Origin of the sequence: Psychromarinibacter sp. S121, from assembly GCF_049801035.1 — a bacterium.
In the GTDB taxonomy this organism is placed as follows: Bacteria; Pseudomonadota; Alphaproteobacteria; order Rhodobacterales; family Rhodobacteraceae; genus Psychromarinibacter.
Genome location: NZ_JBNAGE010000001.1, coordinates 1,444,062 through 1,466,300 on the forward strand (window position 1 = coordinate 1,444,062; position 22,239 = coordinate 1,466,300).

A 22,239-nucleotide genomic window follows, 5' to 3' on the forward strand; every position below is an offset into this window, starting at 1 on the left:
GCTGTCCCCCTGCATCGGCCGCCGATTGCCATAAGGTTAATCGTGCCGCGAACCCCGGTCCCGGCGCAAGCTGTTAGCGTATGACATAGGCCGCCTGCGCACCGGCCTTCAGCGTTTCGCCCAGACACGCGCCGTCGGTCGTGGTTTTCACGAGAAAGCTCTGTCCCTCGTAAGCCGGGACCTTCACCTGCGCCTCGGGCTCCAGCACCGCCGGCATCGGCAGCAGGCGACCGTAGGGATCGACCCAGTACAACTGCAACGGCGCTTCGGGCCCGTCGTAGGTCACGGCAAGCTCGGTCTCGCCGCCATCGCCTGCCGAGGCGACGTCGCGACCTGCGGGGCAGCCCGGCCCGGGCGCGGCCTCGGCCATGGGGGCAGGGGTGTGCAGGTCGACCGGTTCGGGGGGCTGCCCCTCGCGGTAGGTGCAGTCCTCAACCCGCAGCGCAGCGGCGGCGGTGCCGTTCAAAGCGATCTCGGCCACGCTGTCACCCACCGTCAGCGTTGCAAGGGTGCCGTTGCGCACGGCCTCCATCCCGTCGGTGGTCAGGCCAAGCCGGGTGCCGTCGGCGGTGACCTCGGCCTCTACCGGATAAAGCGCCTCGTCGATGTCCAGCGTCACCTCGGCCCCCGGTGTGCCGGGAACGGAGGCCGCGAAGATCCAGGCGTCATCCAGCAGGATCATCCGGACCTCGGTTCCGTCCACGTCCCGCCGCGCGGCGCAGTGGCTGAAGGCGTCGCCTTCTGCCTCGGCCACGATCTCCCACGTTCCGGCCATGTCGAACTGCTGTTGCGCAACGGCAGGACCGGCGGCGGGACTGGCGGCGCAGAGGGCCAGCAGGCAAAAGGGTCTCATTCGGCGGCCATGGTGATGACGGGCTCCATTCCGGCAAGCTCTTCATCCGACAGCCAGCACAGAACCCGGTGCCCGCTGTCAAGCTCGCGGTAGGGCGGCAATTCGGTTTCGCACTTGTTGCCCGCGACCTTGTCCTTCCACCGGCAGCGGGTCTGGAACGGGCAGCCGGGCGGCGGGTTCATCGCGGACGGGATCTCGCCCTCCAGCACGATGTGCTTTTTCTCGACCTTCGTGTCGGCGATGGGCACGGCGGACAGCAGCGCCTCGGTATAGGGGTGATACGGCGGGGCGAAGACCTGTTCGGTGGTGCCCGTTTCGACGATGTGGCCAAGGTACATGACCACGATCCGGTCGCTGAGGTAGCGGACGATGGACAGGTCGTGGCTGATGAACAGCAGCGTCGTCTTCTCGGTGCGCTGGATCTCCATCAGCAGATCGGTCACGGCGGCCTGCACGCTGACGTCCAGCGCCGACACCGGCTCGTCCGCCACCACGATCCGGGCGCCGCCCGCGAAAGCGCGCGCGATGCCCACGCGCTGTTTCTGTCCACCCGACAACTGGCGTGGCATCCGGTCAGCGAACTCGCGCGGCAGCTTCACGAGGTCCAGAAGCTCAAGCATCCGTTGCCGCCGCTCCGCCTCGTTCGCGCCAATCCGGAAGACTTCCAGCGCGCGCATGATCTGGCGGCCCACGGTCATCGAAGGGTTCAGCGTGTCGAACGGGTTCTGGAACACCATCTGGACATCCGAGACCGTGCGGGTGTCGCGCGCCTCGATCGCGGTGTCCTGAATTTCCTTGTTGTCGATCAGCACCTTGCCGTCCGTCGCCGTCTCCAGCCCCATCAGCACCTTGGCGAAGGTGGACTTGCCGCAGCCGGATTCGCCGACGATGGCCATGGTTTCGGACTCGCGGGCCTCGAAGCTGATCGACTCGTTGGCCTTCACCACCTTGCGGTGCCCGCCGCCGAACAGAGCGTTGGCCGCGACCTCGTAGTATTTCTTGAGGTTGTCCATCTTCAGGACGACATCGCCCGGCGCGGTCTTTTCCTGCGCCGTGCTGGCCTCGACCGGGGCATGCCAGTCGATCTCGTCGATCCGGCAGCAGCGCGAGGCGTGGCGGTCGTCGCCCGGCACCTGCCGCATCGCGATGTCGCCCGCGTCGCAGACGCCCTCTGCGAAGTAGTCGCAGCGCGGCCCGAAGTTGCAGCCCGGCGGGCGTTCGTGGGGCAGGGGGAAGTTGCCGGGGATCGCCCGCAGCGGTCGGGTGGTCTTGTCGGCGCCGGGCAGCGGGATCGAGCGGAACAGCGCCTGCGTATAGGGATGGCGCATCTTGTCGAACACGTCGGTGATCGAGCCGGTCTCCACCGCCTCGCCGGAATACATCACGCAGATCCGGTCGCAGGTCTCCAGCACAAGGCCAAGGTTGTGGCTGATGAACAGCATCGAGGTGCCGTATTTCTTGCCAAGGTCCTTCACCAGTTCCACCACCGCCGCCTCGACCGTCACGTCCAGCGCTGTGGTCGGCTCGTCAAGGATCAGCAGCGACGGCTTCGACATCAGCGCCATCGCGATCACGATGCGCTGTTGCTGGCCGCCGGACAGCTGGTGCGGGAAGGACCGCAGGATGCGCTCGGGGTCGGGCAGCTTGACGTCGGTCACCACCTCCATCGCGCGGGCGCGGGCGTCCTTCTCGGACAGCCCCTCATGGATCATCGGCACTTCCATCAGCTGCTTGCCGATCCGCATCGCGGGGTTCAGGCTGGCCATCGGTTCCTGGTAGATCATCGCGATCTCGCGGCCCCGGATCCTGCGCAGTTCCGCATCGGTCATCGTGCCGAGGTCCTGCCCTTTGAACCGGATCGACCCGCCGACGATGCGCCCGTTGACGCCAAGGTCCTGCATGACGCCCAGCGCCACGGTGGACTTGCCGCAGCCGCTTTCGCCCACCAGCCCCATCGCCTCGCCCGGTCGGACGGAGCAGGAGAAATCCATCACCGCCGGGATCTCGCGCAGTCGGGTGAAGAAGCTGATCGACAGGTTGTCGATCTCTAGGATCGGGCCGGCGTTCTCAGGATCCGTCATCGTGTTCCTTCCCGTTTCGGGTGGGGTGTCGAAGGTGCGCGCGGGGCGGACGCAAGGGTGGCGGTTTGGGGGTGCGCGCCCGGGTCCATAACGGAGCGTAGGGTGTGCGCTCTGTGCGCACCGCGTTCGCCAACACCACGCCCCACGCCCATCAATCCCGCAAGCTCTCTTCGCGCAGGCCGTCGGCCAGCAGGTTCAGCCCCAGCACAAGCGACAGCAACGCCAGCGCGGGCGTGATCGCCGGGTGCAGGTAGATCGACAGCAACTTGCGCCCCTCGTTGATCGTGGACCCCCAGTCCGGGCTCTCGGGCGACAGGCCCAGCCCGAAGAAGCCCAGCGTTCCCAACAGGATGGTCGTGTAGCCGATGCGCAGGCAGAAATCGACGATCAGCGGGCCGCGCGCGTTGGGCAGGATCTCCCACAGCATGATGTACCACGGACCCTCGCCCCGGGTCTGGGCGGCGGCGACGTAGTCGCGGGTCTTGATGTCCAGCGCCAGCCCCCGAACGATGCGGAACACGGTCGGCGAGTTCACGAACACCACCGACACGAACACCACCAGCAGGTTCGGCGGGAACGAGATGATCCCCAGCGGGTCGGCGTTCCACGCGATCCCGAGATACAGCCACAGCCCCAGCACCAGCGTGATGCCGATATACAGCGCGCGCTTTTGCGGCTGGGTGTGGAAGCGCGAGTTGAACAGCACCACGAAGAACAGGATCGGGAAGACGAACAGCACCGCCGCCATGTAGACGGGAATGCCCGTCGCCACGATCTCGGGTGTCACCAGCAGGTAGAACAGCAAGATCACCGGGAAGGCGAGGATCAGGTTCGCCGCGAAGCTCAGCACGGTGTCCAGCTTGCCGCCGTAATAGGCGGCGGGCAGCCCCAGCGTGATGCCGACCATGAAGGCGAACAACGTGGCGAAGGGGGCGATCTTGATCACCTCCCACGCGCCCGCGATCATCCGGCTGAACACGTCGCGGGCCAGGTTGTCCCCGCCCAGCAGGTAATAGGGATAATCGCCGTCCTCGGCCCCCGACAGGGGTGTGCCCGGAACCTTGTTCTTCATCCCCGACACCTGGCTCAGCGGATCGTGTGTCAGGATCAGGTCCATCGCGCCATAGATCCCGGCGAAGACCCAGAACATCACCAGCGCGAAGCCCAGCATCCCGATGGTCGAGTCGAACAGCTTGCCGTACAGGCCCAGCCGCCGCTTGAAGCCGAAGGACAGCACGAAAACCACGACAAGCGACAGCCACACCGGCCACAAGCGCTGCGACAGGCAGCCAAGGATGCCCTTCGCCTTGTAGCCCGGGATCACCAGACCGCCGACCAGGTAGGCAAGGCAGACCAGCACCGCCAGCCCGAACCCCGCCGTCACGCCCAGCCCGGCATAGTCCGACAGGCCGCGCGGCGCGGAAAGCGTCGGCCCGTCCGGTACCGGGCGGGTGGTCACCAGCGACAGCACCACCTGCACCGCCAGCGACACGACGAACACCGCCACCGCCGCCAGCAACAGCGGGTTCAGCACCGGGCCCATCGCCCCGGTCCAGCTCAACGGTTCCATGGGCACCTCCCGTCCGACGGCTTCTTTGGTCCGAAAATATCCCGGGGGGCCCGAAGGGCGGGGGCAGAGCCCCCTCGGCCTCCGGCGACCGGCGCCACGCCCGATGTTCGCACCTGTCGCATCACGTCACCCTGATCCGTGGATTGAGGAAGACATAGCCCACGTCCGAGATCAGCTGCGTGATCAGCACGACGAAGACCGACACCACCGAGACCCCCAGCAGTAACTCGATGTCGTTGTTGCCGGCGGCTTCCACCAGCGTCCAGCCGAAGCCTTTGTAGTTGAACAGCGTCTCCACGATCACCACGCCGTTCAGCAGCCACGGGAACTGCAGCATGATCACCGTGAACGGCGCGATCAGCGCGTTGCGCAGGGCGTGTTTCAGCACGATGGCGCGGAACGATACGCCCTTCAGCCGCGCGGTGCGGATGTACTGGGCGGTCATCACCTCGGCCATCGAGGCGCGGGTCATCCGGGCGATATAGCCCATGCCGTACAGTGCGATGGTCAGCACCGGCAGGGTGAAATTGGCGAAGGTGATGTCGTCCATCGCGCTGGTCGCGGTGCCCTTGAACCATTTCAGCCCGACCGCCGACGAGGCGAAGACCGCGATGAAGATCACCCCCGAGACATATTCCGGCGTCGCGGTGGTCAGGATCGACACCGTCGACAGCGAGCGGTCCAGCTTCGAGCCCTCGCGCATCCCCGCCAGCACGCCGATGATCAGCGCGCCGGGGACCATGACGCACATCACCGCCAGCATCAGCCAGCCGGTCAGGCCCAGCCGCTTGAACACGATATCCTGCACCGGCTCGCCGAAGCGGGTGGACTGGCCCCAGTCGCCCTGCAGCACGCCGCAGAACCTGCGTGCGCCGGCCGGCTCCTCGCCCGTCCCGAAGCAGCGTCCGCGCACGGTGCCGTCGGCGTCCTCGATGACATAGCCGGGCACCACGCCCAGCCATTCGCCGTATTTCACGAACAGGTTGCGGTCATAGCCGCGGTTGGCCAGCCACAGTTCGACCTGTTCGTCGCTCATGCGCTGGTTGCCCTCGGTCTTCGCGAGCTTTTCGAGGTTCGGATACAGGTTCGTCAGGAAGAAGACGATGAAGGTCAGGCAGATCGCCGTCAGGATCATGATCCCGACCCGGCGGAGGATGAATAACGCCATGGCGTCCCCTGTCTGGCTGGACCGGCACGCGCCTTTGCGGCGTCTGGTGCGGGCGGGGGCCCGCCGCGATCCGTTGGCTGGGTCGGCCGCGCCCGGTCGCCGGGCGCGGCCTGTCTGTCAGCGAAGGCTTACGCCTTGGCCCATTTGTAGTGGTGGTGTTCGAAGGTGATGTGCTGTTCGGCCCCCATCACACCCTCGACCGCATGGCGGTAAAGCGAGCGCCAGTAGGGCTGGATCGTCACGCCCTCGGACTGGATCAGTTCCTCGCACTTGGCCGCGACTTCGGCGCGCTTCCCGGCGTCGGCCACCGACAGCGCATCCGCCAGCAGGCCGTCGAACTCTTCGTTCGACCAGCCGAACTCGTTCCACGCCTCTCCCGAACGATAGGCCAGGGCCCAGATCTGCACCGCAAGCGGTCGGTGGTTCCAGTTGGTCGACGAGAACGGGTACTTGGTCCAGTCGTTCCAGAAGGTCGAGCCGGGCAGGATGGTGCGTTTCACGTTGAAACCGGCGTCGCGCAGCTGGGCCGCGACGGCGTCGGTGGTGTTGCGGCGCCAGTCGTCGTCGATCGAGATGATCTCGTGCTCGAAATCGGCCATGCCGGCCTCTTCCAGCAGCGCCATCGCGCCCTCCGGGTCGTAGGCCGGATCGCCGATGTCGGCGTATTCCGGGTGCTTCGGACCGGCGTGGTGGTTCTGGGCGACCTCGCCCCGGTTGCCGTAGCCCAGTTCCAGCAGCACGTTGTTGTCGACCGCCATCGCGATGGCCTTGCGGACGCGGGCGTCGGCATAGGGCATCTTACCGTCGACCTCTGCCAGCTGGTTCGGCCGGATCACCAGGGTCGCCATCGTGACCACCTCGGTCTTCACAAGACCAAGCCCGTCCATCACGTCGATGAACTCGCCCACGGATTCATGGAGGAAATCGACCTCTTCGGACTCGATGGCCGCCAGCCAAGCGGCGGGGTCGGTGCCATAGTCGATGTACTCGATGCTGTCGAGATACGGGCCGCCGTAGACCTCGGTGCCCCACCACGCGTGATCCTCGTTCTTGGTCAGAACGCATTTCACGCCGACTTCGAGTTCGGTGATCAGATAAGGACCGGTGCCCACCGCGTTCATCACGTCGTTGGGATCGAAGGATTCATGAACGATTGCAGCAGGATAGTCGGTAAAGTTCGCAATCAGCGAGATGTCCGAAGCCGGCAGGTGCAACGCCACGGTCATGTCGTCGACCACCTCGATCGCGCCCTCGATGGCGACGCCCGTGTCGGGGTCGATCAGCGCCGCCATGCGGCCGGCCATCGAGTTCGCCTCGACGTCCTTCTCGCACCAGCGGGTGATGTTGCGGGCCACATCCTCGGCGGTGAACGGGTCGCCGTTGTTCCACGTGACGCCCGGGCGGACCATCAGCGTGTATTCGGTGGCGTCATCGTTGATTTCCCAGCCTTCCAGCAGCATGCCGCGGAACGTGCCGTCGTTGTTGTACTCGACGAGGTATTCCAGCGTGCCGCGGCACTGGTTCGCGATCTCGGACCAGTCCCACGTGCGGGTGTCCTTCAGTTCGCGCACCGACATCTGCACGCGCATGGTGCCGCCCATCGGCATGTCGCCCTGCGCATGCGCGGGCTGCGCTGCGCCGATCAGCCCGTAGGCCGCGGCGGCGCCCACGCCCATCGAGGTGGCGCGTGTCAGGAATTCGCGCCGGTCCATCAGGCCGGCGCGGTATTCGTCCGCGTACATACGGGCAGCGGGGTGAATTCGCCCCTTGTCGCTGTGCAGCGTCATCGTTCTCTCCCTGTGAGACTCATGTCTTCGTTGGGAAGACGGCCGGTCCGGTCCACCGCAGGCGTCGTTCGGGTCGCGCGCGGTTGTTCCAGCGGCTGCCTCCTTGATCGCATCATTGCGCACGGTTTTCCGTAACGCGTCAACGTTCGCTTCCGGCGTGAAAAGGTCCAAAAGCGACATCAGCCTACAAGAAAAGCGACACGTGCCGACATTGCAAGCCAAATTACAATGACTTGTGGGTGTGCTTTCGCGCCGGGGTCCAAAGCAAAGGACCGCCCGGCGGCGGCGCGGGCGGTCCTTTTTGTTTGTCGCAGCGGCGGTCCGCGTCCCGGCGTCAGCCGAGCTTGCGGAACGTGGTCGGCGTCACACCCGTCTGTTTCTGGAACGCGCGGGTGAAATAGGCCGCCGAGTTGAAGCCCAGTTCGTCCGCGATTTCCTTCACCGGGCGCCGCGTCTCGGTCAGCAGGCGGCGCGCCTCGAAGTGAATGCGGTCGGCCAGCAGGGCCGAGGCCGATCGGCCACAGGCGATCTTGCAGCAGCGCGTCAGGTGCGTCGGCGTGACGCCAAGCTGCGCGGCGAAGTAGTTGATCGTCTGGCCGTGCTTGAAATCGCGCTCGACCATCGCCGAGTAGGCGGCGGCAAGGCGGCGGGCGGCGTCGGGATGCAGATCCTGTCGGTCACCGCCGTCGACCTCGCGGTCCAGCCAGACCGACAGCAGGCCGGCATGGGCCAGCATCGCACGGTCCTTGCCGGGGCGGTCCGACTTCAGCTCGTTCTGGATGTTCTCGATCATGTTCGAGAGTTCGGCCTGCTGCTGCACGTCGCGGAAACGCAGGTGCAGCGGTTCCTCGGGCAGGTTCAGGCTGCGGTCCGGCGGCAGATAGACGGCGGTGCCGAACACCTGTCCGGTCATCTCGTAGCCGTGCATCGTGTTCGCAGGCAGGAAAACCGCGTGGTGCGGGCCGAAGCCGTGCGTGACGCCGGCGACGGTGATCCGTCCCTGTCCGCGGGTGAACCACAGAAGAAGCGGCTGCGCGTAAGAGCGCATGGCTTCGGTACGCCAGCGCGTTTCGGGCGTCACGCGCGGCAGATTCTCGATACGGAACCGGCGCGTCTTGTGCGCCATGTTAATATCGGGTCGGGTCTCGCTGAAAATCCTCATGGAATTCGATAATCGTCACTGTCCCAGGTGTCACAGTGCACTGTCCCACGAGAATGCCCGGAACGACGGCAGAATCGATCCGATGAAATGGCAGTCAGGGCAGCACGACTGTCGTCCATTGAGTCATCTTGGACCGAAACCATGTCCGTTGTCTCTTGGCGAATTGTCTTGTTGCGATTTTTCCGTCGGCAACTGCGGCTTTCAGGCACCGGTCGCCTTTCAGATAACCGATTAATTCCGGTGCGCCGATGGCTTTCGCGGAGGGCCAGGACGAATCGAACCCCGAGTCGAGGTTCCTTTGCGCCTCGTCCAGCGCGCCATCCGCCATCATCGCGTCGAACCGCCGGTCGATCCGGTCGCCCAGCCAGTCGCGGTCGGCGTCCAGAAGCACGGGTTGCGCCTTTTCGATGGGTAACAGCGGCGGCGGGGTGTCGTCGTGCCAAGCCGCGATGCCCCGGCCGGTCGTCTGCAACACCTCCCAGGCGCGCTGGACCCGCATCGGGTTGCGGGTGTCGATCCGCTGGGCCGACGCGGCATCGAGATCGGCCAGCAGCGCCTTTGCTCCGTCCTGCTGCACGATCGCAGTGGCGCGGGCGCGGATGTCTGGCGGGGTCGGAGGGATAAGGGCGAGGCCCGAGGTGAGCGCGGTGAAATACAGACCCGTCCCGCCCACGATAACCGGCCGCGCCTCACCTTGAAGGATCGCTTGCAGTTCGCGCAGCCAGTGTCCGACCGAATATTCTGCGTCGCCCGCGATGTGGCCGTACAGCAGGTGCGGCGCTACCGATTCCTCGTCGCGTCCGGGCCGCGCGGTCAGGATGCGCCAGTTCTCGAACACCTGTAACGCATCGGCGTTCACCACCACGCCGCCCTGGCGGCTGACCACCTCCAGCGCCAGTGCGGATTTGCCGCTGGCCGTGGGGCCCGCGATCAGCACGGGGCGCTCGGCGTCGAGCGACTTCAGCCAGCCGTCGCGCATGGGGTCGGTTCCGGATTGAACATGGGGGCCTTTTCCGACATTTTGCCGGCGGAGTTAAGGGGCGACCAGGGGCGATGCCATGACCGAAGCCGCAGCGATGACGCCGGCCACCAAGTACAATCGTGTTTTGTTGAAGATTTCGGGTGAGGCGCTGATGGGCGACCAGGGCTATGGCCTGCACCCGCCGACGGTCGAACGCATCGCGAAGGAAGTGAAATCGGTCCACGATCTTGGCGTCGAGATCTGCATGGTGATCGGCGGCGGCAACATCTTCCGGGGCCTTGCGGGCTCGGCGCAGGGGATGGAGCGCACCACCGCCGACTACATGGGGATGCTGGCCACCGTGATGAACGCGCTGGCGATGCAGTCCGCGCTGGAAGGGCACGGCGTCTTCACACGGGTGATCAGCGCGATCCGGATGGACGAGGTCGCCGAACCCTACATCCGGCGCCGCGCGGTGCGGCACCTCGAGAAGAAGCGGGTCTGCATCTTCGCCGCCGGCACCGGTAACCCGTATTTCACCACCGACACCGCCGCGACCCTGCGCGCCAACGAGATGGCCTGCGAGGCGATCTTCAAAGGCACCAAGGTCGACGGCGTGTACGACAGCGACCCGAAGAAGAACCCGGACGCCAAGCGCTATGAAAAGGTGACCTACGACGAGGTCCTGCAAAAGCACCTTGGCGTGATGGATGCCTCGGCCATTGCGCTGGCCCGCGACAACTCGTTGCCGATCATCGTGTTCTCGCTGGACGAGCCGGGCGGCTTCCGCGGCATCCTTGCGGGGCAGGGCACCTATACCACGGTGCACGGCTAGGCCTGTGTCCGTCGGCGGATCCGCCATGCGGGGCAGGGTTAACACCGGGGCCAGCGCGGACGGATTGTCGCCGGATGGGAAACAATTCCATGCCGCGTCCCAAGGCGCGGTGTGGCGCAAATGACTGGCATGAAAGCTATACATCCGGGGCTCTATGGCATATGACCCGGCAAAACGACGGCAGACTTTAACGGAACTCGCAGCATGTCCGAAGACTTCACGATCGACATCGACGACCTGAACCGCCGCATGGACGGCGCCATGACCTCGCTGCGGCAGGAATTCGCCTCGCTCCGGACCGGGCGCGCCTCGGCCTCGATGGTCGAACCGATCACGGTGGACGCCTACGGCTCGCAGACCCCGATCAACCAGGTGGGGACCGTCAACGTTCCCGAGCCGCGGATGGTGACGATCAACGTCTGGGACAAGTCGCTTGTTAACAAAGTTGAAAAGGCGATCCGTGAGAGCGGGCTGGGGATCAACCCCCAGATGAACGGCACGATCATCATGCTGCCGATCCCCGAGTTGAACGAAGAACGCCGCCGCGAGCTGACCAAGGTCGCCGGCCAGTATGCCGAGAACGCCCGCGTGGCGATCCGCAACGTGCGCCGCGACGGGATGGAACAGCTTAAGAAGGGCAAGAACGAAGGAATGTCCGAGGACGAGCAGAAGCTCTGGCATGACGAGATTCAGGAACTCACGGACAAGCACATCAAGGCCGTGGACACCGCTCTTGAGACCAAGCAGGAAGAAATCATGCAGGTGTGACACCGTCACCCTGACACCGGGACGGGCCTGTTTTCGGTGGCCCGCGCCCGAGGCGGCCGGTTAAGGTCGTTCGGTACAAGACTTTTGACCCCAACGACATAGACCAACGAGGCTAGGAGCGAAGCAGATGGCGGAAGCACGCAGGACGGGCGCCGAACATGTCGCGATCATCATGGACGGCAACGGCCGCTGGGCGCAGGCCCGTGGCAAGCCCCGGCTGTATGGCCACCATGCAGGTGCGAAGCGCGTCAAGGAGATCGTGCGCGCCTGTCCCGACATCGGCGTCAAGTACCTGACCATCTTCGCTTTTTCGACCGAGAACTGGAAACGCACCCAGTCCGAGGTCACCGGCCTGATGAGCCTGTTCCGCCGCTACATCCAGCGCGAGGCGCGTGACCTGCTGGCCGAGGGCGTCCGCGTCCGCTTTATCGGTGACCGCCTGCGGCTGGACCGCAAGCTGCAGAAGCTGATGGACGAGCTGGAACTGCTGACCTCGAGGAACGACAAGGTCCACCTGACCATCGCGCTGAACTACGGCGGCCGCGACGAGGTGGCCCGTGCCACCAAGCGGCTGGCGCAGGACGTGGCCGATGGCCGTCTCGACCCGACCAAGGTGGATGAGGAAACGCTGCCCAAGTATCTGGATACATGCGTTCTTCCGGACCCGGATCTGGTTATCCGCACCAGCGGCGAGGCCCGGATCTCGAACTTCCTGCTGTGGCAGTCGGCCTATGCCGAGTATGAATTCATCGACACGCTGTGGCCGGACTTCACCCCCGACATCTTCGGCGGAATCGTTCGCAACTTTGCAGGCCGCGAGCGCCGGTTCGGTGCCGTTCTGACATGAAATGGCATGGGCGCAGTTGGGAGGACTTGCGCCCGAGGGTCATCACCAGTGGGGTGCTGACGCTTGTCGGGGTCACGGTCGTCTACGCGGGTGGCACGCTGTTCGCCATCGCGGCTGCGGTGGCTGTCGCGGTGATGCTGTGGGAACTGGCGCTGATGCTGGCGCCCTCGAAAGGGTCCGAAGCGCTGCAAGTGGCGCTTTTGGGCGCTGCCGCGCTGCTGATCGCCCGTTTCCTGCCGCCGATCTTCACCATCCCGCTGCTTGCCGCGCCCGCACTGGTCGGGGCGGGGCTTCTGAAAAAGCACGTGGCGATCTTCCTTGGCTTCGGTTTCGCGATCCTCGTCTTCGGGCATGGCATGGTCTGGGCCCGCGACACGCACGGGCTGGTCTGGCTGCTGTGGCTGATCTTCACCGTCGTCGCGACCGATGTCGCGGGCTATTTCGGGGGCCGCTCGCTGGGCGGGCCAAAGTTCTGGCCCGCGGTCAGCCCCAAAAAGACGTGGTCCGGCGTTCTGTGCGGCTGGGCCGCGGCGGCGCTGGTGGCGCTTGTGTTTCTACAGATCACCGATGCCGGGCGGGACCTGATCTGGATTTCGGTCCTTCTCAGTTTCGCGTCGCAGCTTGGCGACATCGCGGAAAGCGCGGTGAAGCGGAAGATGGACGTGAAAGACAGCTCGACCCTGCTGCCGGGCCACGGCGGCCTGTTCGACCGCTTCGACGGCCTCATGGGCGGCGCACTGTTCATGCTGCTTGTGGCGCAATTCGTGGACGTTCCCGACCTTATCCTGTGACATGACCCGCCGCGTAACGATCTTCGGGGCCACTGGGTCCATCGGACAGAACACCATAGACCTGATCGACCGCGACCCCGACGGGTTCGAGGTCGTGGCCCTGACCGGTGGCGGCAACATCGCCCAACTGGCCGCCGATGCGCGGCGGCTGAAGGCGCAGGTGGCCGTGACCGCGCACGAGGAGCGGTTGCCGGAACTGCGCGATGCGCTGGCCGGCTCGGGGGTCGAGGTGGCGGCGGGCGAGGGCGCCTTGATCGAGGCCGCCGAGCGGCCCGCGGACTGGATCATGTCGGCCATCGTCGGGGCGGCGGGGCTTTTGCCCGGCCTGACCGCGCTGAAGCACGGCACGACGCTGGCGCTGGCCAACAAGGAAAGCCTTGTGACCGCAGGGCCGCTTTTGATGCGGACGGCGGCAGAGCATGGCGCGACCATCCTTCCGGTCGACAGCGAACACTCTGGCGTGTTTCAGGCGCTGGTGGGCGAGGGCATCGAGGATGTCGAGCGCATCGTGATCACCGCCTCGGGCGGCGCGTTCCGCGATTGGCCGCTGGAGCGGCTGTCGGATGCCACGCCCGAGCAGGCCGCGACCCATCCCAACTGGGACATGGGCCAGCGGATCACCATCGACAGCGCCACCATGTTCAACAAGGCGCTGGAGCTGATCGAGACCAAGGAATTCTTCGACGTCCAGCCCGCACAGATCGAGGTCGTGGTCCATCCCGAAAGCCTGATCCACGCGCTTGTGGGCTTCCGCGACGGCGCGCTGATGGCGCATCTCGGGCCGCCCGACATGCGCCATGCCATCGGCTACGCGCTGCACTGGCCGCAGCGGGGCGACGTGCCGGTGGAACGGCTGGACCTTGCCAGCATCGCAAAGCTCACCTTCCGCGCACCCTGCGAGACGCGCTGGCCCGCGCTGCGGCTGGCCCGCGAGGTGATGGAAACCGGCGGTCTGGCGGGGGCTGCGTTCAACGCGGCGAAAGAAAAAGCACTCGATGCCTTTATCGAAAAACGAATTCGATTTACTGCCATGTCGGAGATAGTCGATACAGTTTTGACACGATTGTCATCCGATCCGGGCCTTAGTTCGGCCCAAATCGACCTTGATAACGTCCGGCAAATGGATCATCTGGCCCGGGTTCGAGCCGCCGAGGCGATCCAAGAAAACATATAAGAGGCAGCAGTATTGGAACTGACGGATCTCATCCCGACCTTCGGTAACACGCTTTACACGGTTGGCGCTTTCGTCATCGCGCTGTCGGTGATCGTCGCGGTTCATGAATACGGCCACTACATCGTGGGCCGCTGGTGCGGCATCAAGGCAGAGGTGTTCTCGCTGGGTTTCGGCCCGGTCCTGTTCAAGCGCACCGACAAGTACGGCACCCAATGGCAGGTCGCGGCGCTTCCGTTCGGCGGCTACGTCAAGTTTCTTGGCGATGCCGGCGCGGCCAGCGACAAGGCCAGCGACGTGATGGACACGCTGAGCGATGCCGAGAAGCGGCACACCATGCACGGCGCGCCGCTTTGGGCGCGGATGTTCACGGTCGCCGCCGGTCCGGTGTTCAATTTCATCCTGTCGATCATCGTCTTCGCGGGCGTGATCCTGTTCACCGGCGTCGCCAGCGACCCGCTGACCGTGGGCCAGATCCGCGAGGTTCCGGGGCTTGAGGATCACCTTCAGCCGGGCGACGAGATCCTTGCGATCGAGGGTCAGGAAACGCCCGAAGTCGCCGAGTTCCGCGATTTCATCGAGACGCTGCCGGTAACAGAGACGCTTGCCTACAGCCTGCGCCGCGACGGGGCCGAGGTGGAAACGACCGGGCCCTATCCGTACCCGGCGCTTGTCTCCGGTCTGACCGCCGGCTCGGCGGCGATGGAGGCGGGGCTGGAAAGCGGCGACGTGATCACCGCCATCGACGGCCAGCCGATCGTCAGCTTCGAAGAACTGCGCGTGGCGGTGGGCGAGTCCGACGGCTCTGAAATGACTTTCACCGTCTGGCGCGACGGCGAGACCTTCGATGTGGGCCTGACCCCGCGCCGCATGGACCTGCCGCTGGAAGACGGCGGGTTCGAGACGCGCTGGCTGATCGGCATCACCGGCGGGCTGGTGTTCGAACCGATGACCGAAACGCCCGGTCTCGTCGATGCGGCGCAGTATGGCGTGAACCAGACGATCTTTATCGTGCGGTCCTCGCTGTCGGGCCTGTGGCACATGGCGAAGGGTGCGATTTCCTCGTGCAACCTGCGCGGGCCGATCGGCATCGCCCAGACCAGCGGCGCGGCGGCAAGTCAGGGGCTGGAAAGCTTCATCTGGTTCATCGCGGTTCTGTCGACCGCCGTCGGACTTCTGAACCTGTTCCCGATCCCGGTGCTGGACGGCGGGCATCTGGTGTTCCACGCCTACGAAGCGCTGACCGGAAAGCCGCCCAGCGACCGCGCATTGCGCATCCTGATGACGATCGGTCTGGCGCTTTTGCTGACGCTGATGGTGTTCGCCCTGTCGAACGACCTGTTCTGCCCCTGATCGGGGCCGCCTAAAGCCATGCGGGGAGGGGGCCGATTCGCGGCCCCCCGAACCCTCTGGCAGACGTCGTGAAAGCGGCCCCTCGGTGCCGCATTTCCGCCCTAAACGCTCCCTAGTTACATCCCTGAAAGCAAAACGCTATCTCGGAGGCAGACATGCAAACCCTTCAGTCCGGCTACCGTGGTCTCACGCTGTTGGCCAACCTGAACTGGGATCGGATCCTTTTCGCTGGCGGCGCCGCCGGCGCGCTGTACGCGGCAGCCTTCATCATCTCGCTGTGATCATGGGGGAATAGCGCACAAGGGCACGGCCCGAACGCTATTTTATCCACAATATCTGGTAGTTTGCGCACCCATCGATAAGCATCGGTGGGTGCTTTTACGTTTTTGACTCGGCCTCTCTTTCGCGATAGCACACTGAAAACAACTAATTCGGTGGGATAGGGACTGATGAAGCGGGCACACCTCGCCACGCGGCGCAACGGCCAGATCGCCCAAGGCGGTATCCTCCGAGCATTTGCTGCCATTCTTCTCGCTTTTACTGTGATTTTTGCCGTTTCGGTGGACGAGGCTTCGGCCCAGACCTACCGCTTTGGCCGGATCGACGTTGAAGGCAATACGCGTATCGAGACTGGAACGATCCTGTCCTACGCGGGAATCAACCCGGGCGACGCTGTCAGCGCGGGTCAGTTGAATACGGCGTACCAGAATATTCTGGGCTCGGGGCTTTTTGAATCGGTGGCGATCGAGCCACGCGGCGGAACCCTTCTGATTTCGGTGCAGGAGTATCCGTCGATCAACCGGATCAGCATCGAGGGGAACCAGCGTCTGAAGGACGAGATCCTGCTGCCGCTGATCCGGTCGCAGCCTCGGCGGGTCTATTCGCCCAACGTGGCCGAAGCCGATGCGCAGACCATCGTCGATGCCTACGAAGAGGCGGGCCGTCTGGCCGCGACCGTGACCCCGGTGATCATCAAGCGGTCCAACAACCGCGTCGATCTGGTGTTCGAGGTCAACGAGGGCCGCGTGATCGAGGTGGAGCGCATCAGCTTCGTCGGCAACCGCGACTTCTCGGACCGTCGTCTGCGCCGGGTGCTGGATTCCAAGCAGGCGGGCCTGTTCCGTACGCTGGTTCAGCGCGACACCTTCATCGGCGACCGCATCCAGTTCGACCGTCAGGTGCTGACCGACTTCTACCGCTCGCGCGGGTATGTCGACTTTCAGATCCTGTCCGTCGCGTCGGAATTTTCCCGCGAACGCAATGCCTTCTTCGTCACCTTTACGGTGCAGGAGGGGCAGAAGTTCTCTTACGGGAATATCTCGGCCTCGTCCGATCTGCCCGAGATCGACGTCGCGGCCTATCAGGCGGCGATCAAGCTTCGGCCCGGCCAGACCTACAGCCCGGTGGACATCGACACGACCATCGCGCGTCTGGAACGGCTTGCGGTGCAGCAGGATCTCGACTTCATCCGCGTTGACCCGCGCGTCACGCGGGACGACCGCAACCTGTTGCTGAACATCGAGTTCGCGCTGGTCCGTGGCCCGCGTATCTTCGTGGAACGCATTGATATCGAGGGCAACGCGACGACGCTTGACCGTGTGATCCGGCGCCAGTTCACCGCCGTCGAAGGCGACCCGTTCAACCCGCGTGAAATCCGCGAGGCGGCGTCGCGTATCGAGGCGCTTGGGTTCTTCTCGTCGGCCAACGTCACGCCGCGCGCCGGGTCCAGCCCGGATCAGGTGATCGTCGACGTCGATGTCGAGGAACAGCCGACCGGCTCGCTGGGCTTTGGCGCGACCTATTCGTCGTCGACCGGCTTCGGCCTGACCTTCAACTTCTCGGAACGCAACTTCCTTGGCCGTGGGCAGACCCTTGGGTTCGACATCGCTGCGGGGGCCGGAACCGGGACCTACGGGTTCAACTTCCGCGAACCGGCGTTCCTGGGCCGCAACGTGGCCTACTTCTTCTCGGTCAGCTATTCGACGGCGGACTCGGCGAACGACACCACCTATTCGACGACCGTGGGGAACATCACCACCGGCTTCGATTTCCCGCTGAACGAGTTCACGCGGATGGGGGTCAACACGTTCGGGCGCTTCACCGACCTGTACAGCGTGCCGACCGACTCGTCCGAGATCCTGCAGCGCGAAGCGACGCGGGGCGGCGAGTGGACGCTGGGTCTGGGCTATGACCTGACCTTCCGGACGCTGCGCACCGGCCTCGACCCGGACTCCGGTCTGGTCCTGCGCTGGAGCCAGGATTTCGCCGGCGTGGCCGGGGACGTGTCCTATGTGAAGTCCGAGATGCTGGCGGTGGCCGAGACCAAGGTGCTGAACGACGAAGTGACTCTGCGGGCGATCTTCGAGGGCGGCGCGCTGAACTCGCTCAACAACAGCTCGGACAGCCGGATCGTCGACCGCTTCACCTTGAACGGCAAGATCCGTGGCTTCGAGTACTACGGCCTTGGCCCGCGCGACAACGCGGCGGTGAACGAGGACGCGCTTGGAGGCAACTACTTCGCGGTCGCCAAGTTCGAGGCGGAATTCCCGCTGGGCCTGCCGGAAGAATACGGCATCCACGGCGGTGTGTTTGTCGACGTAGGCTCGGTCTGGGGTCTGGATGACGTGAACGGAACGGGGCTTGTCGATGACAGCTTCAACATCCGCTCTGTCGCCGGTATCTCGCTGTTCTGGGACACGCCGCTTGGTCCGCTGCGGTTTAACTACTCGAAAGCGATCAAGAAAGAAGACTACGACCGCGAGCGCGAGTTCGAACTGACGATCTCGACCCGGTTCTGACGCCATGGCGCGGTTGCATCGCGCAAGGCGCCGGAACGGCCTGCTTGCGGGTCTTCTGATGACATTCCTCGCCGCCGCCGGTGTTCCGGCGGCGGCGCAGGACGGCCAGCCGCCCTTTGTCGGCTTCCCCATCCTCACCCTTGACCAGGAACGGCTTTACGCCGAGTCCGAGGCCGCCGCGCGCATTATCGACGAGATCGAGCAGCGCGCGTCGGAACTGGCGTCCGAGAACCGCACGATCGAAGCGGAGCTGACCGCCGAGGAACTGGACCTGACCGAGAAGCGAGAGACACTGGCGCCCGAGGAATTCCGCCGCCTCGCCGACGCGTTCGACGAGAAGGTTCAGCGCATCCGAGCCGAGCAGGACGGCAAGGAACGCGACCTGCAGACGATGCGGGACGAAGAACGCCAGTTGTTCCTGCGGCGGATCACCCCCATCCTTGCCGAGGTGGCGCGCGAACGCGGCGCGCTGATGATCCTCGACCGCCGCACGGTGCTGCTGTCAGCCGAGACCGTCGACATAACCGAGGCCGCCATCGCCCGGATCGACGCGGTGTTGCTGGACGCGGACGGCAACCTGACCGAGCCGCTTCCGGCGTCTCCGGTCGAGCGCCCGGCGGATCTGCTGAACCCGCCCCAGCCAGAAACCGAGCCAGAAGACGAGCCCGAAACCGTTTCGCCGGACGCCCCCGCTGCGCCCGAGGACGAAACCCCGGCGGACGGCAACTGAGGCTTTGCGCGGCAAATCTTGTTTAACCCCGGGTTGCTTGATAGAGGACGCGGGCCTTTAGAACTGTAGAAGGACGGCGTCCATGACCGATGCCCTTAAGACTGCCGACACGGACATGATCCAGCGGATCCTGCCGCACCGCTATCCGTTCCTGCTCGTTGACCGGGTGGTGGATATCGACGGCACCAACTCGGCCACCGGCATCAAGAACGTCACCTTCAACGAGCCGCATTTTCAGGGTCACTTCCCCGGAACGCCGATCATGCCCGGCGTGACGATCATCGAAGCGATGGCCCAGACCGCAGGCATCATGATCGGTGTCGCGAACGACATCACCGATACGAACCTGCTGATCTACCTGATGAGCGTCGACAAGGCCAAGTTCCGCCGCAAGGTGGTGCCGGGCGATCAGCTTAAGCTGCACATCACCGGCCTGCGCACCGGCGGCAAGGTTCTCAAGTTCCTCGGCGTTGCCGAGGTGGACGGCCAGAAGGCCGCCGAGGCCGAGTTCGCCGCGATGGTCGACCTGACGCCCGGAGCCTGAGCCATGAGCATCGACGCCACCGCGCGGATCCATCCCAGCGCCATCATCGAAGACGGCGCCGTGATCGGGCCGGAGGTCGAGGTCGGCGCCTTTTCGGTGATCGGGCCGAAGGTGAAGCTGCACGCCGGCGTGCGGGTCAAAAGCCACAACGTCATCACCGGCGACACCGAGATCGGCGAAAAGACCGAGGTCTTTCCGTTCTGCTCGATCGGCGACATCCCGCAGGACCTGAAGTTCGCGGGCGAGGATACCCGGCTTGTGATCGGCGCGCGGAATACGATCCGCGAGCACGTGACGATGAACCCCGGCACCGCCCACGGCGGCGGGCTGACCAGCATCGGCGACGACTGCCTGTTCATGGCGGGCGTTCACGTCGCCCATGACGTGCGGATCGGCAGCCGTGTGATCGTGGTGAACCAGTCCGGCATCGCCGGCCACGCCACCATCGGCGACGACGTGATCATCGGCGGCATCTCGGGCGTGCACCAGTGGGTGCGCATCGGCAAGGGCGCGATCATCGGCGGCGTGACCAAGGTCGCCAAGGACGTGATCCCCTACGGCATGGTCGACGCCGAGGCGGGCGAGCTTCGCGGACTGAACCTTGTCGGACTTCGCCGCAAGGGCATTGACCGGGCCGAAATCTCGGCGCTGCGGGCGGCCTACAAGGATCTGGGCGAGGGCGAAGGCAGCTTCCACGAGCGCGCCGCCCGTCTGATGGAAGAGACCGAAAGCGCCTATGTGCGCGAGGTCGCCGAGTTTATCCTCACCGACAGCGACCGTCACTTCCTGACCCCGAAGAAATGAGCCGTCTGGCGATCATTGCGGGCGGCGGATCGCTGCCCCTCAAGATCGCGGCTGCCCACCCCGAGGCGCTGTTCGTCGCCATCAACGGCGCCGGGGTGACGCCGCCCGATGGTGTCGAGGCGGCGGACGCCACCTATGAGAAGTTCGGCGACCTGTTTCGCAAGCTGCGCGCCGCCAATGTGACCGACGTGGTGATGGCGGGTGGTGTGGCGCGGCCGGTGCTGAACCCGGCGCGGTTCGACACCAAGACCATGATGCTGGCGCCGCGCTTTCTGAAGGCGATGCAGGGCGGCGACGACCAGATCCTGCGCACCGTCGTTGCGGTGTTCGAAGAGGCCGGTTTCGCGGTGCGCGGCGCCTACGAGCTTTTGCCCGACCTGACCACCCCCGAAGGACGGCTGGCGGGCAAGAAGCCCTCGGCCAAGGACCTTGCGGACATCGACCGCGCGGTGGGCATCCTGACCGCGCTTGGCCCCGAGGACGTGGGGCAGGGCGTTGTGGTGGATGGCGGGCTGTGTCTGGGGATCGAGACGGTGCAGGGGACCGACGCGATGCTCGATTTCGTCGCCCGCACCCCCGCCAAGCTGCGTCGGGGCGGCGGGGTGCTGGTGAAGGCACCGAAGCCCGGTCAGGATCTGCGGGTCGATATGCCGGCGGTCGGCCCCGCCACGATCGAGGCCGCCGCCGCCGCCGGACTGTCGGGCATCGTCATCGCGGCGGGGACCGTGTTGCTGCTGGACCGCGCCACCGTGACCGAAGCCTGCGCGGCGCGCGGCATGTTCCTGCTGTCGAGAGCGTTCTGATGCGCGTGTTCGTCCTTGCCGGCGAGCCCTCGGGCGACCGCCTTGGCGGGGCGCTGATGCAGGGGCTGAAACAGCTTGTGCCGGGGGTCGCGTTCGACGGCATCGGCGGCCCGAACATGATCGCCGAGGGGCTGACCTCGCGCTTTCCGATGGACGAATTGTCGGTGATGGGCATCGCCGAGGTGCTGCCGAAGTACCGCCACCTCAAGCGCCGCCTGAACCAGACGGTCGACTGGGTGATCGAAACGAAGCCGGATGTTCTGCTGACCATCGACGCACCGGATTTCTCGCTGCGCGTCGCGTCGCAGGTGAAAGAGCGAAGCGATATCCGCTGTGTTCACTACGTCGCGCCGACGGTCTGGGCGTGGCGCGCGGGGCGGGCGGCGAAGATGGCGCGCTATCTCGACCAGTTGCTTGCGCTGCTTCCGTTCGAGCCGCCGTATTTCGAAGAGGTCGGGCTGCGCTGCGATTTCGTGGGGCATCCCGTCGCCGCCGAGACGGTGCCCACCGACGCCGAGGTTGCCGCCTTCCGCGCCGAGGCGGGGCTGGGCGACGCGCGCACGCTGCTGGTACTGCCCGGCTCTCGCAAGGGCGAGGTCGGGCGTCTGGCGCCGGTGTTCGGCGAGGCGCTGCGCCCGGTGATGACGCAGCACCCCGACCTGCGCGTGGTCGTGCCCGCTGCGGATCACGTGGCCAGCGACGTGCTGGAGATGGTCAAGACGTGGCCCGGTGCGCCGGTCGTGCTGGACCCGCGCGGCATGCGCGGTGATGTCGCCACGGCCCGCAAACGCGCCGCCTTCCGCGCCGCCGACCTTGCGCTGGCGGCCTCGGGCACCGTGTCGCTGGAACTTGCCGCAGCGGACACGCCGATGGTCGTGGCCTATGACATGAACTGGCTGACGTGGCAGATCGCCAGCCTGATGGTGAAGCTCGACACCTACACGCTGGTGAACCTTGTCGCCGGAACCAAGGCGGTTCCGGAATACATGGGGCCCAACTGCCGGCCGCAACCGATTGCCGACGCGCTGAACCACCTGCTGTCGTCGCCCGAGGCGCTGGCAGAGCAGCACGGCGCGATGGCTGCGACGATGGACGCCCTCGGGCGCGGCGCCGAGCCTCCGGGCCTGCGCGCCGCGCGGGCGGTGCTGGACGGGCTGGGCTGATCCGCCGCGCTTGCTGCGCTTGTCGGGCGGGCAGGGCGGCATATCTGTTG

At 65.5% G+C, this 22,239-nt stretch carries 20 protein-coding genes; 13 read left to right on the plus strand and 7 right to left on the minus strand.

The window, feature by feature from the left end:
• Nucleotides 1-73: 73 nt before the first annotated feature.
• The 7 genes from ACP156_RS07010 to miaA all read right to left on the minus strand — a co-directional run bounded on the left by ACP156_RS07010 (nt 74) and on the right by miaA (nt 9,600).
• Nucleotides 74-853 carry a hypothetical protein gene (locus ACP156_RS07010; RefSeq protein WP_425050549.1) on the minus strand — a complete coding sequence of 260 codons (780 nt, stop codon included), beginning with the start codon at nt 851-853 and terminating at the stop codon, nt 74-76.
• Complete coding sequence (locus tag ACP156_RS07015; RefSeq protein ID WP_425050550.1) at nt 850-2,934, minus strand: dipeptide ABC transporter ATP-binding protein; 2,085 nt, start codon at nt 2,932-2,934, stop codon at nt 850-852. Before ACP156_RS07015 ends, ACP156_RS07010 begins: the two co-directional genes overlap by 4 nt.
• A 151-nt stretch (nt 2,935-3,085) precedes the next feature.
• Nucleotides 3,086-4,504, minus strand: coding sequence for an ABC transporter permease (locus tag ACP156_RS07020; RefSeq protein WP_425050551.1), 1,419 nt, complete (start codon nt 4,502-4,504; stop codon nt 3,086-3,088).
• A gap of 121 nt (nt 4,505-4,625) precedes the next feature.
• The gene (locus tag ACP156_RS07025; protein WP_425050552.1) at nt 4,626-5,672 is read right to left on the minus strand and encodes an ABC transporter permease; all 1,047 of its coding nucleotides are present in this window, start codon (nt 5,670-5,672) and stop codon (nt 4,626-4,628) included.
• 128 nt (nt 5,673-5,800) lie between these two features.
• The gene (locus ACP156_RS07030) at nt 5,801-7,459 is read right to left on the minus strand and encodes an ABC transporter substrate-binding protein (protein ID WP_425050553.1); all 1,659 of its coding nucleotides are present in this window, start codon (nt 7,457-7,459) and stop codon (nt 5,801-5,803) included.
• Nucleotides 7,460-7,793: 334 nt separating this feature from the next.
• The gene (locus tag ACP156_RS07035; RefSeq protein ID WP_425050554.1) at nt 7,794-8,585 is read right to left on the minus strand and encodes a helix-turn-helix domain-containing protein; all 792 of its coding nucleotides are present in this window, start codon (nt 8,583-8,585) and stop codon (nt 7,794-7,796) included.
• Nucleotides 8,586-8,715: 130 nt separating this feature from the next.
• A complete protein-coding gene (gene miaA, locus ACP156_RS07040; RefSeq protein WP_425050555.1) occupies nt 8,716-9,600 on the minus strand; it encodes a tRNA (adenosine(37)-N6)-dimethylallyltransferase MiaA in 885 nt (294 codons plus the stop codon).
• 79 nt (nt 9,601-9,679) lie between these two features.
• On the opposite strand from miaA, the gene pyrH reads away from it, so the two are divergent.
• The 13 genes from pyrH (at nt 9,680) to lpxB (ending at nt 22,189) form a co-directional block, all read left to right on the plus strand.
• Nucleotides 9,680-10,417, plus strand: a complete 738-nt coding sequence (gene pyrH, locus ACP156_RS07045) for a UMP kinase (protein ID WP_425050556.1) — start codon at nt 9,680-9,682, stop codon at nt 10,415-10,417.
• A gap of 204 nt (nt 10,418-10,621) precedes the next feature.
• Nucleotides 10,622-11,185, plus strand: a complete 564-nt coding sequence (gene frr / locus ACP156_RS07050) for a ribosome recycling factor (RefSeq protein WP_425050557.1) — start codon at nt 10,622-10,624, stop codon at nt 11,183-11,185.
• Between the two features lie 127 nt (nt 11,186-11,312).
• Nucleotides 11,313-12,032: a polyprenyl diphosphate synthase gene (gene uppS, locus ACP156_RS07055; protein ID WP_425050558.1), complete on the plus strand. Its 720-nt coding sequence runs from the start codon at nt 11,313-11,315 to the stop codon at nt 12,030-12,032.
• 26 nt (nt 12,033-12,058) lie between these two features.
• Nucleotides 12,059-12,823, plus strand: a complete 765-nt coding sequence (locus ACP156_RS07060; protein ID WP_425050559.1) for a phosphatidate cytidylyltransferase — start codon at nt 12,059-12,061, stop codon at nt 12,821-12,823.
• 1 nt (nt 12,824) lies between these two features.
• On the plus strand, nt 12,825-13,997 hold the full coding sequence (gene dxr / locus ACP156_RS07065) for a 1-deoxy-D-xylulose-5-phosphate reductoisomerase (RefSeq protein WP_425050560.1): 1,173 nt from the start codon (nt 12,825-12,827) through the stop codon (nt 13,995-13,997).
• Nucleotides 13,998-14,009: 12 nt separating this feature from the next.
• Complete coding sequence (gene rseP / locus ACP156_RS07070) at nt 14,010-15,347, plus strand: RIP metalloprotease RseP (RefSeq protein WP_425050561.1); 1,338 nt, start codon at nt 14,010-14,012, stop codon at nt 15,345-15,347.
• A gap of 155 nt (nt 15,348-15,502) precedes the next feature.
• The gene (locus tag ACP156_RS07075) at nt 15,503-15,628 is read left to right on the plus strand and encodes a hypothetical protein (RefSeq protein ID WP_425050562.1); all 126 of its coding nucleotides are present in this window, start codon (nt 15,503-15,505) and stop codon (nt 15,626-15,628) included.
• A 168-nt stretch (nt 15,629-15,796) separates the two neighbouring features.
• Nucleotides 15,797-18,145: an outer membrane protein assembly factor BamA gene (bamA, locus tag ACP156_RS07080; protein ID WP_425050563.1), complete on the plus strand. Its 2,349-nt coding sequence runs from the start codon at nt 15,797-15,799 to the stop codon at nt 18,143-18,145.
• Between the two features lie 58 nt (nt 18,146-18,203).
• Nucleotides 18,204-18,875 (plus strand): OmpH family outer membrane protein, encoded by a 672-nt coding sequence (locus tag ACP156_RS07085; RefSeq protein ID WP_425050564.1) that lies wholly within the window; start codon nt 18,204-18,206, stop codon nt 18,873-18,875.
• A gap of 82 nt (nt 18,876-18,957) precedes the next feature.
• Nucleotides 18,958-19,419: a 3-hydroxyacyl-ACP dehydratase FabZ gene (gene fabZ / locus ACP156_RS07090; RefSeq protein ID WP_425050565.1), complete on the plus strand. Its 462-nt coding sequence runs from the start codon at nt 18,958-18,960 to the stop codon at nt 19,417-19,419.
• Between the two features lie 3 nt (nt 19,420-19,422).
• Nucleotides 19,423-20,223 (plus strand): acyl-ACP--UDP-N-acetylglucosamine O-acyltransferase, encoded by an 801-nt coding sequence (gene lpxA, locus ACP156_RS07095; RefSeq protein ID WP_425050566.1) that lies wholly within the window; start codon nt 19,423-19,425, stop codon nt 20,221-20,223.
• On the plus strand, nt 20,220-21,026 hold the full coding sequence (locus ACP156_RS07100) for an LpxI family protein (protein ID WP_425050567.1): 807 nt from the start codon (nt 20,220-20,222) through the stop codon (nt 21,024-21,026). The genes lpxA and ACP156_RS07100 overlap by 4 nt, the downstream gene beginning before the upstream one ends.
• The gene (gene lpxB, locus ACP156_RS07105; RefSeq protein ID WP_425050568.1) at nt 21,026-22,189 is read left to right on the plus strand and encodes a lipid-A-disaccharide synthase; all 1,164 of its coding nucleotides are present in this window, start codon (nt 21,026-21,028) and stop codon (nt 22,187-22,189) included. The genes ACP156_RS07100 and lpxB overlap by 1 nt, the downstream gene beginning before the upstream one ends.
• The last annotated feature ends 50 nt before the right edge of the window (nt 22,190-22,239 follow it).

What these genes read in the sequence shown, in the direction of transcription:
- ACP156_RS07035 (WP_425050554.1), bottom strand. Translation starts at nt 8,585, where the DNA reads ATGGCGCACAAGACGCGCCGGTTCCGTATCGAGAATCTGCCGCGCGTG.
- pyrH (WP_425050556.1), top strand. Translation starts at nt 9,680, where the DNA reads ATGACCGAAGCCGCAGCGATGACGCCGGCCACCAAGTACAATCGTGTT.
- fabZ (WP_425050565.1), top strand. Translation starts at nt 18,958, where the DNA reads ATGACCGATGCCCTTAAGACTGCCGACACGGACATGATCCAGCGGATC.
- ACP156_RS07085 (WP_425050564.1), top strand. Translation starts at nt 18,204, where the DNA reads ATGACATTCCTCGCCGCCGCCGGTGTTCCGGCGGCGGCGCAGGACGGC.
- uppS (WP_425050558.1), top strand. Translation starts at nt 11,313, where the DNA reads ATGGCGGAAGCACGCAGGACGGGCGCCGAACATGTCGCGATCATCATG.
- lpxB (WP_425050568.1), top strand. Translation starts at nt 21,026, where the DNA reads ATGCGCGTGTTCGTCCTTGCCGGCGAGCCCTCGGGCGACCGCCTTGGC.
- miaA (WP_425050555.1), bottom strand. Translation starts at nt 9,600, where the DNA reads ATGCGCGACGGCTGGCTGAAGTCGCTCGACGCCGAGCGCCCCGTGCTG.
- ACP156_RS07015 (WP_425050550.1), bottom strand. Translation starts at nt 2,934, where the DNA reads ATGACGGATCCTGAGAACGCCGGCCCGATCCTAGAGATCGACAACCTG.
- ACP156_RS07075 (WP_425050562.1), top strand. Translation starts at nt 15,503, where the DNA reads ATGCAAACCCTTCAGTCCGGCTACCGTGGTCTCACGCTGTTGGCCAAC.
- dxr (WP_425050560.1), top strand. Translation starts at nt 12,825, where the DNA reads ATGACCCGCCGCGTAACGATCTTCGGGGCCACTGGGTCCATCGGACAG.
- ACP156_RS07010 (WP_425050549.1), bottom strand. Translation starts at nt 853, where the DNA reads ATGAGACCCTTTTGCCTGCTGGCCCTCTGCGCCGCCAGTCCCGCCGCC.
- lpxA (WP_425050566.1), top strand. Translation starts at nt 19,423, where the DNA reads ATGAGCATCGACGCCACCGCGCGGATCCATCCCAGCGCCATCATCGAA.
- ACP156_RS07030 (WP_425050553.1), bottom strand. Translation starts at nt 7,459, where the DNA reads ATGACGCTGCACAGCGACAAGGGGCGAATTCACCCCGCTGCCCGTATG.
- bamA (WP_425050563.1), top strand. Translation starts at nt 15,797, where the DNA reads ATGAAGCGGGCACACCTCGCCACGCGGCGCAACGGCCAGATCGCCCAA.
- ACP156_RS07025 (WP_425050552.1), bottom strand. Translation starts at nt 5,672, where the DNA reads ATGGCGTTATTCATCCTCCGCCGGGTCGGGATCATGATCCTGACGGCG.
- ACP156_RS07100 (WP_425050567.1), top strand. Translation starts at nt 20,220, where the DNA reads ATGAGCCGTCTGGCGATCATTGCGGGCGGCGGATCGCTGCCCCTCAAG.
- ACP156_RS07020 (WP_425050551.1), bottom strand. Translation starts at nt 4,504, where the DNA reads ATGGAACCGTTGAGCTGGACCGGGGCGATGGGCCCGGTGCTGAACCCG.
- frr (WP_425050557.1), top strand. Translation starts at nt 10,622, where the DNA reads ATGTCCGAAGACTTCACGATCGACATCGACGACCTGAACCGCCGCATG.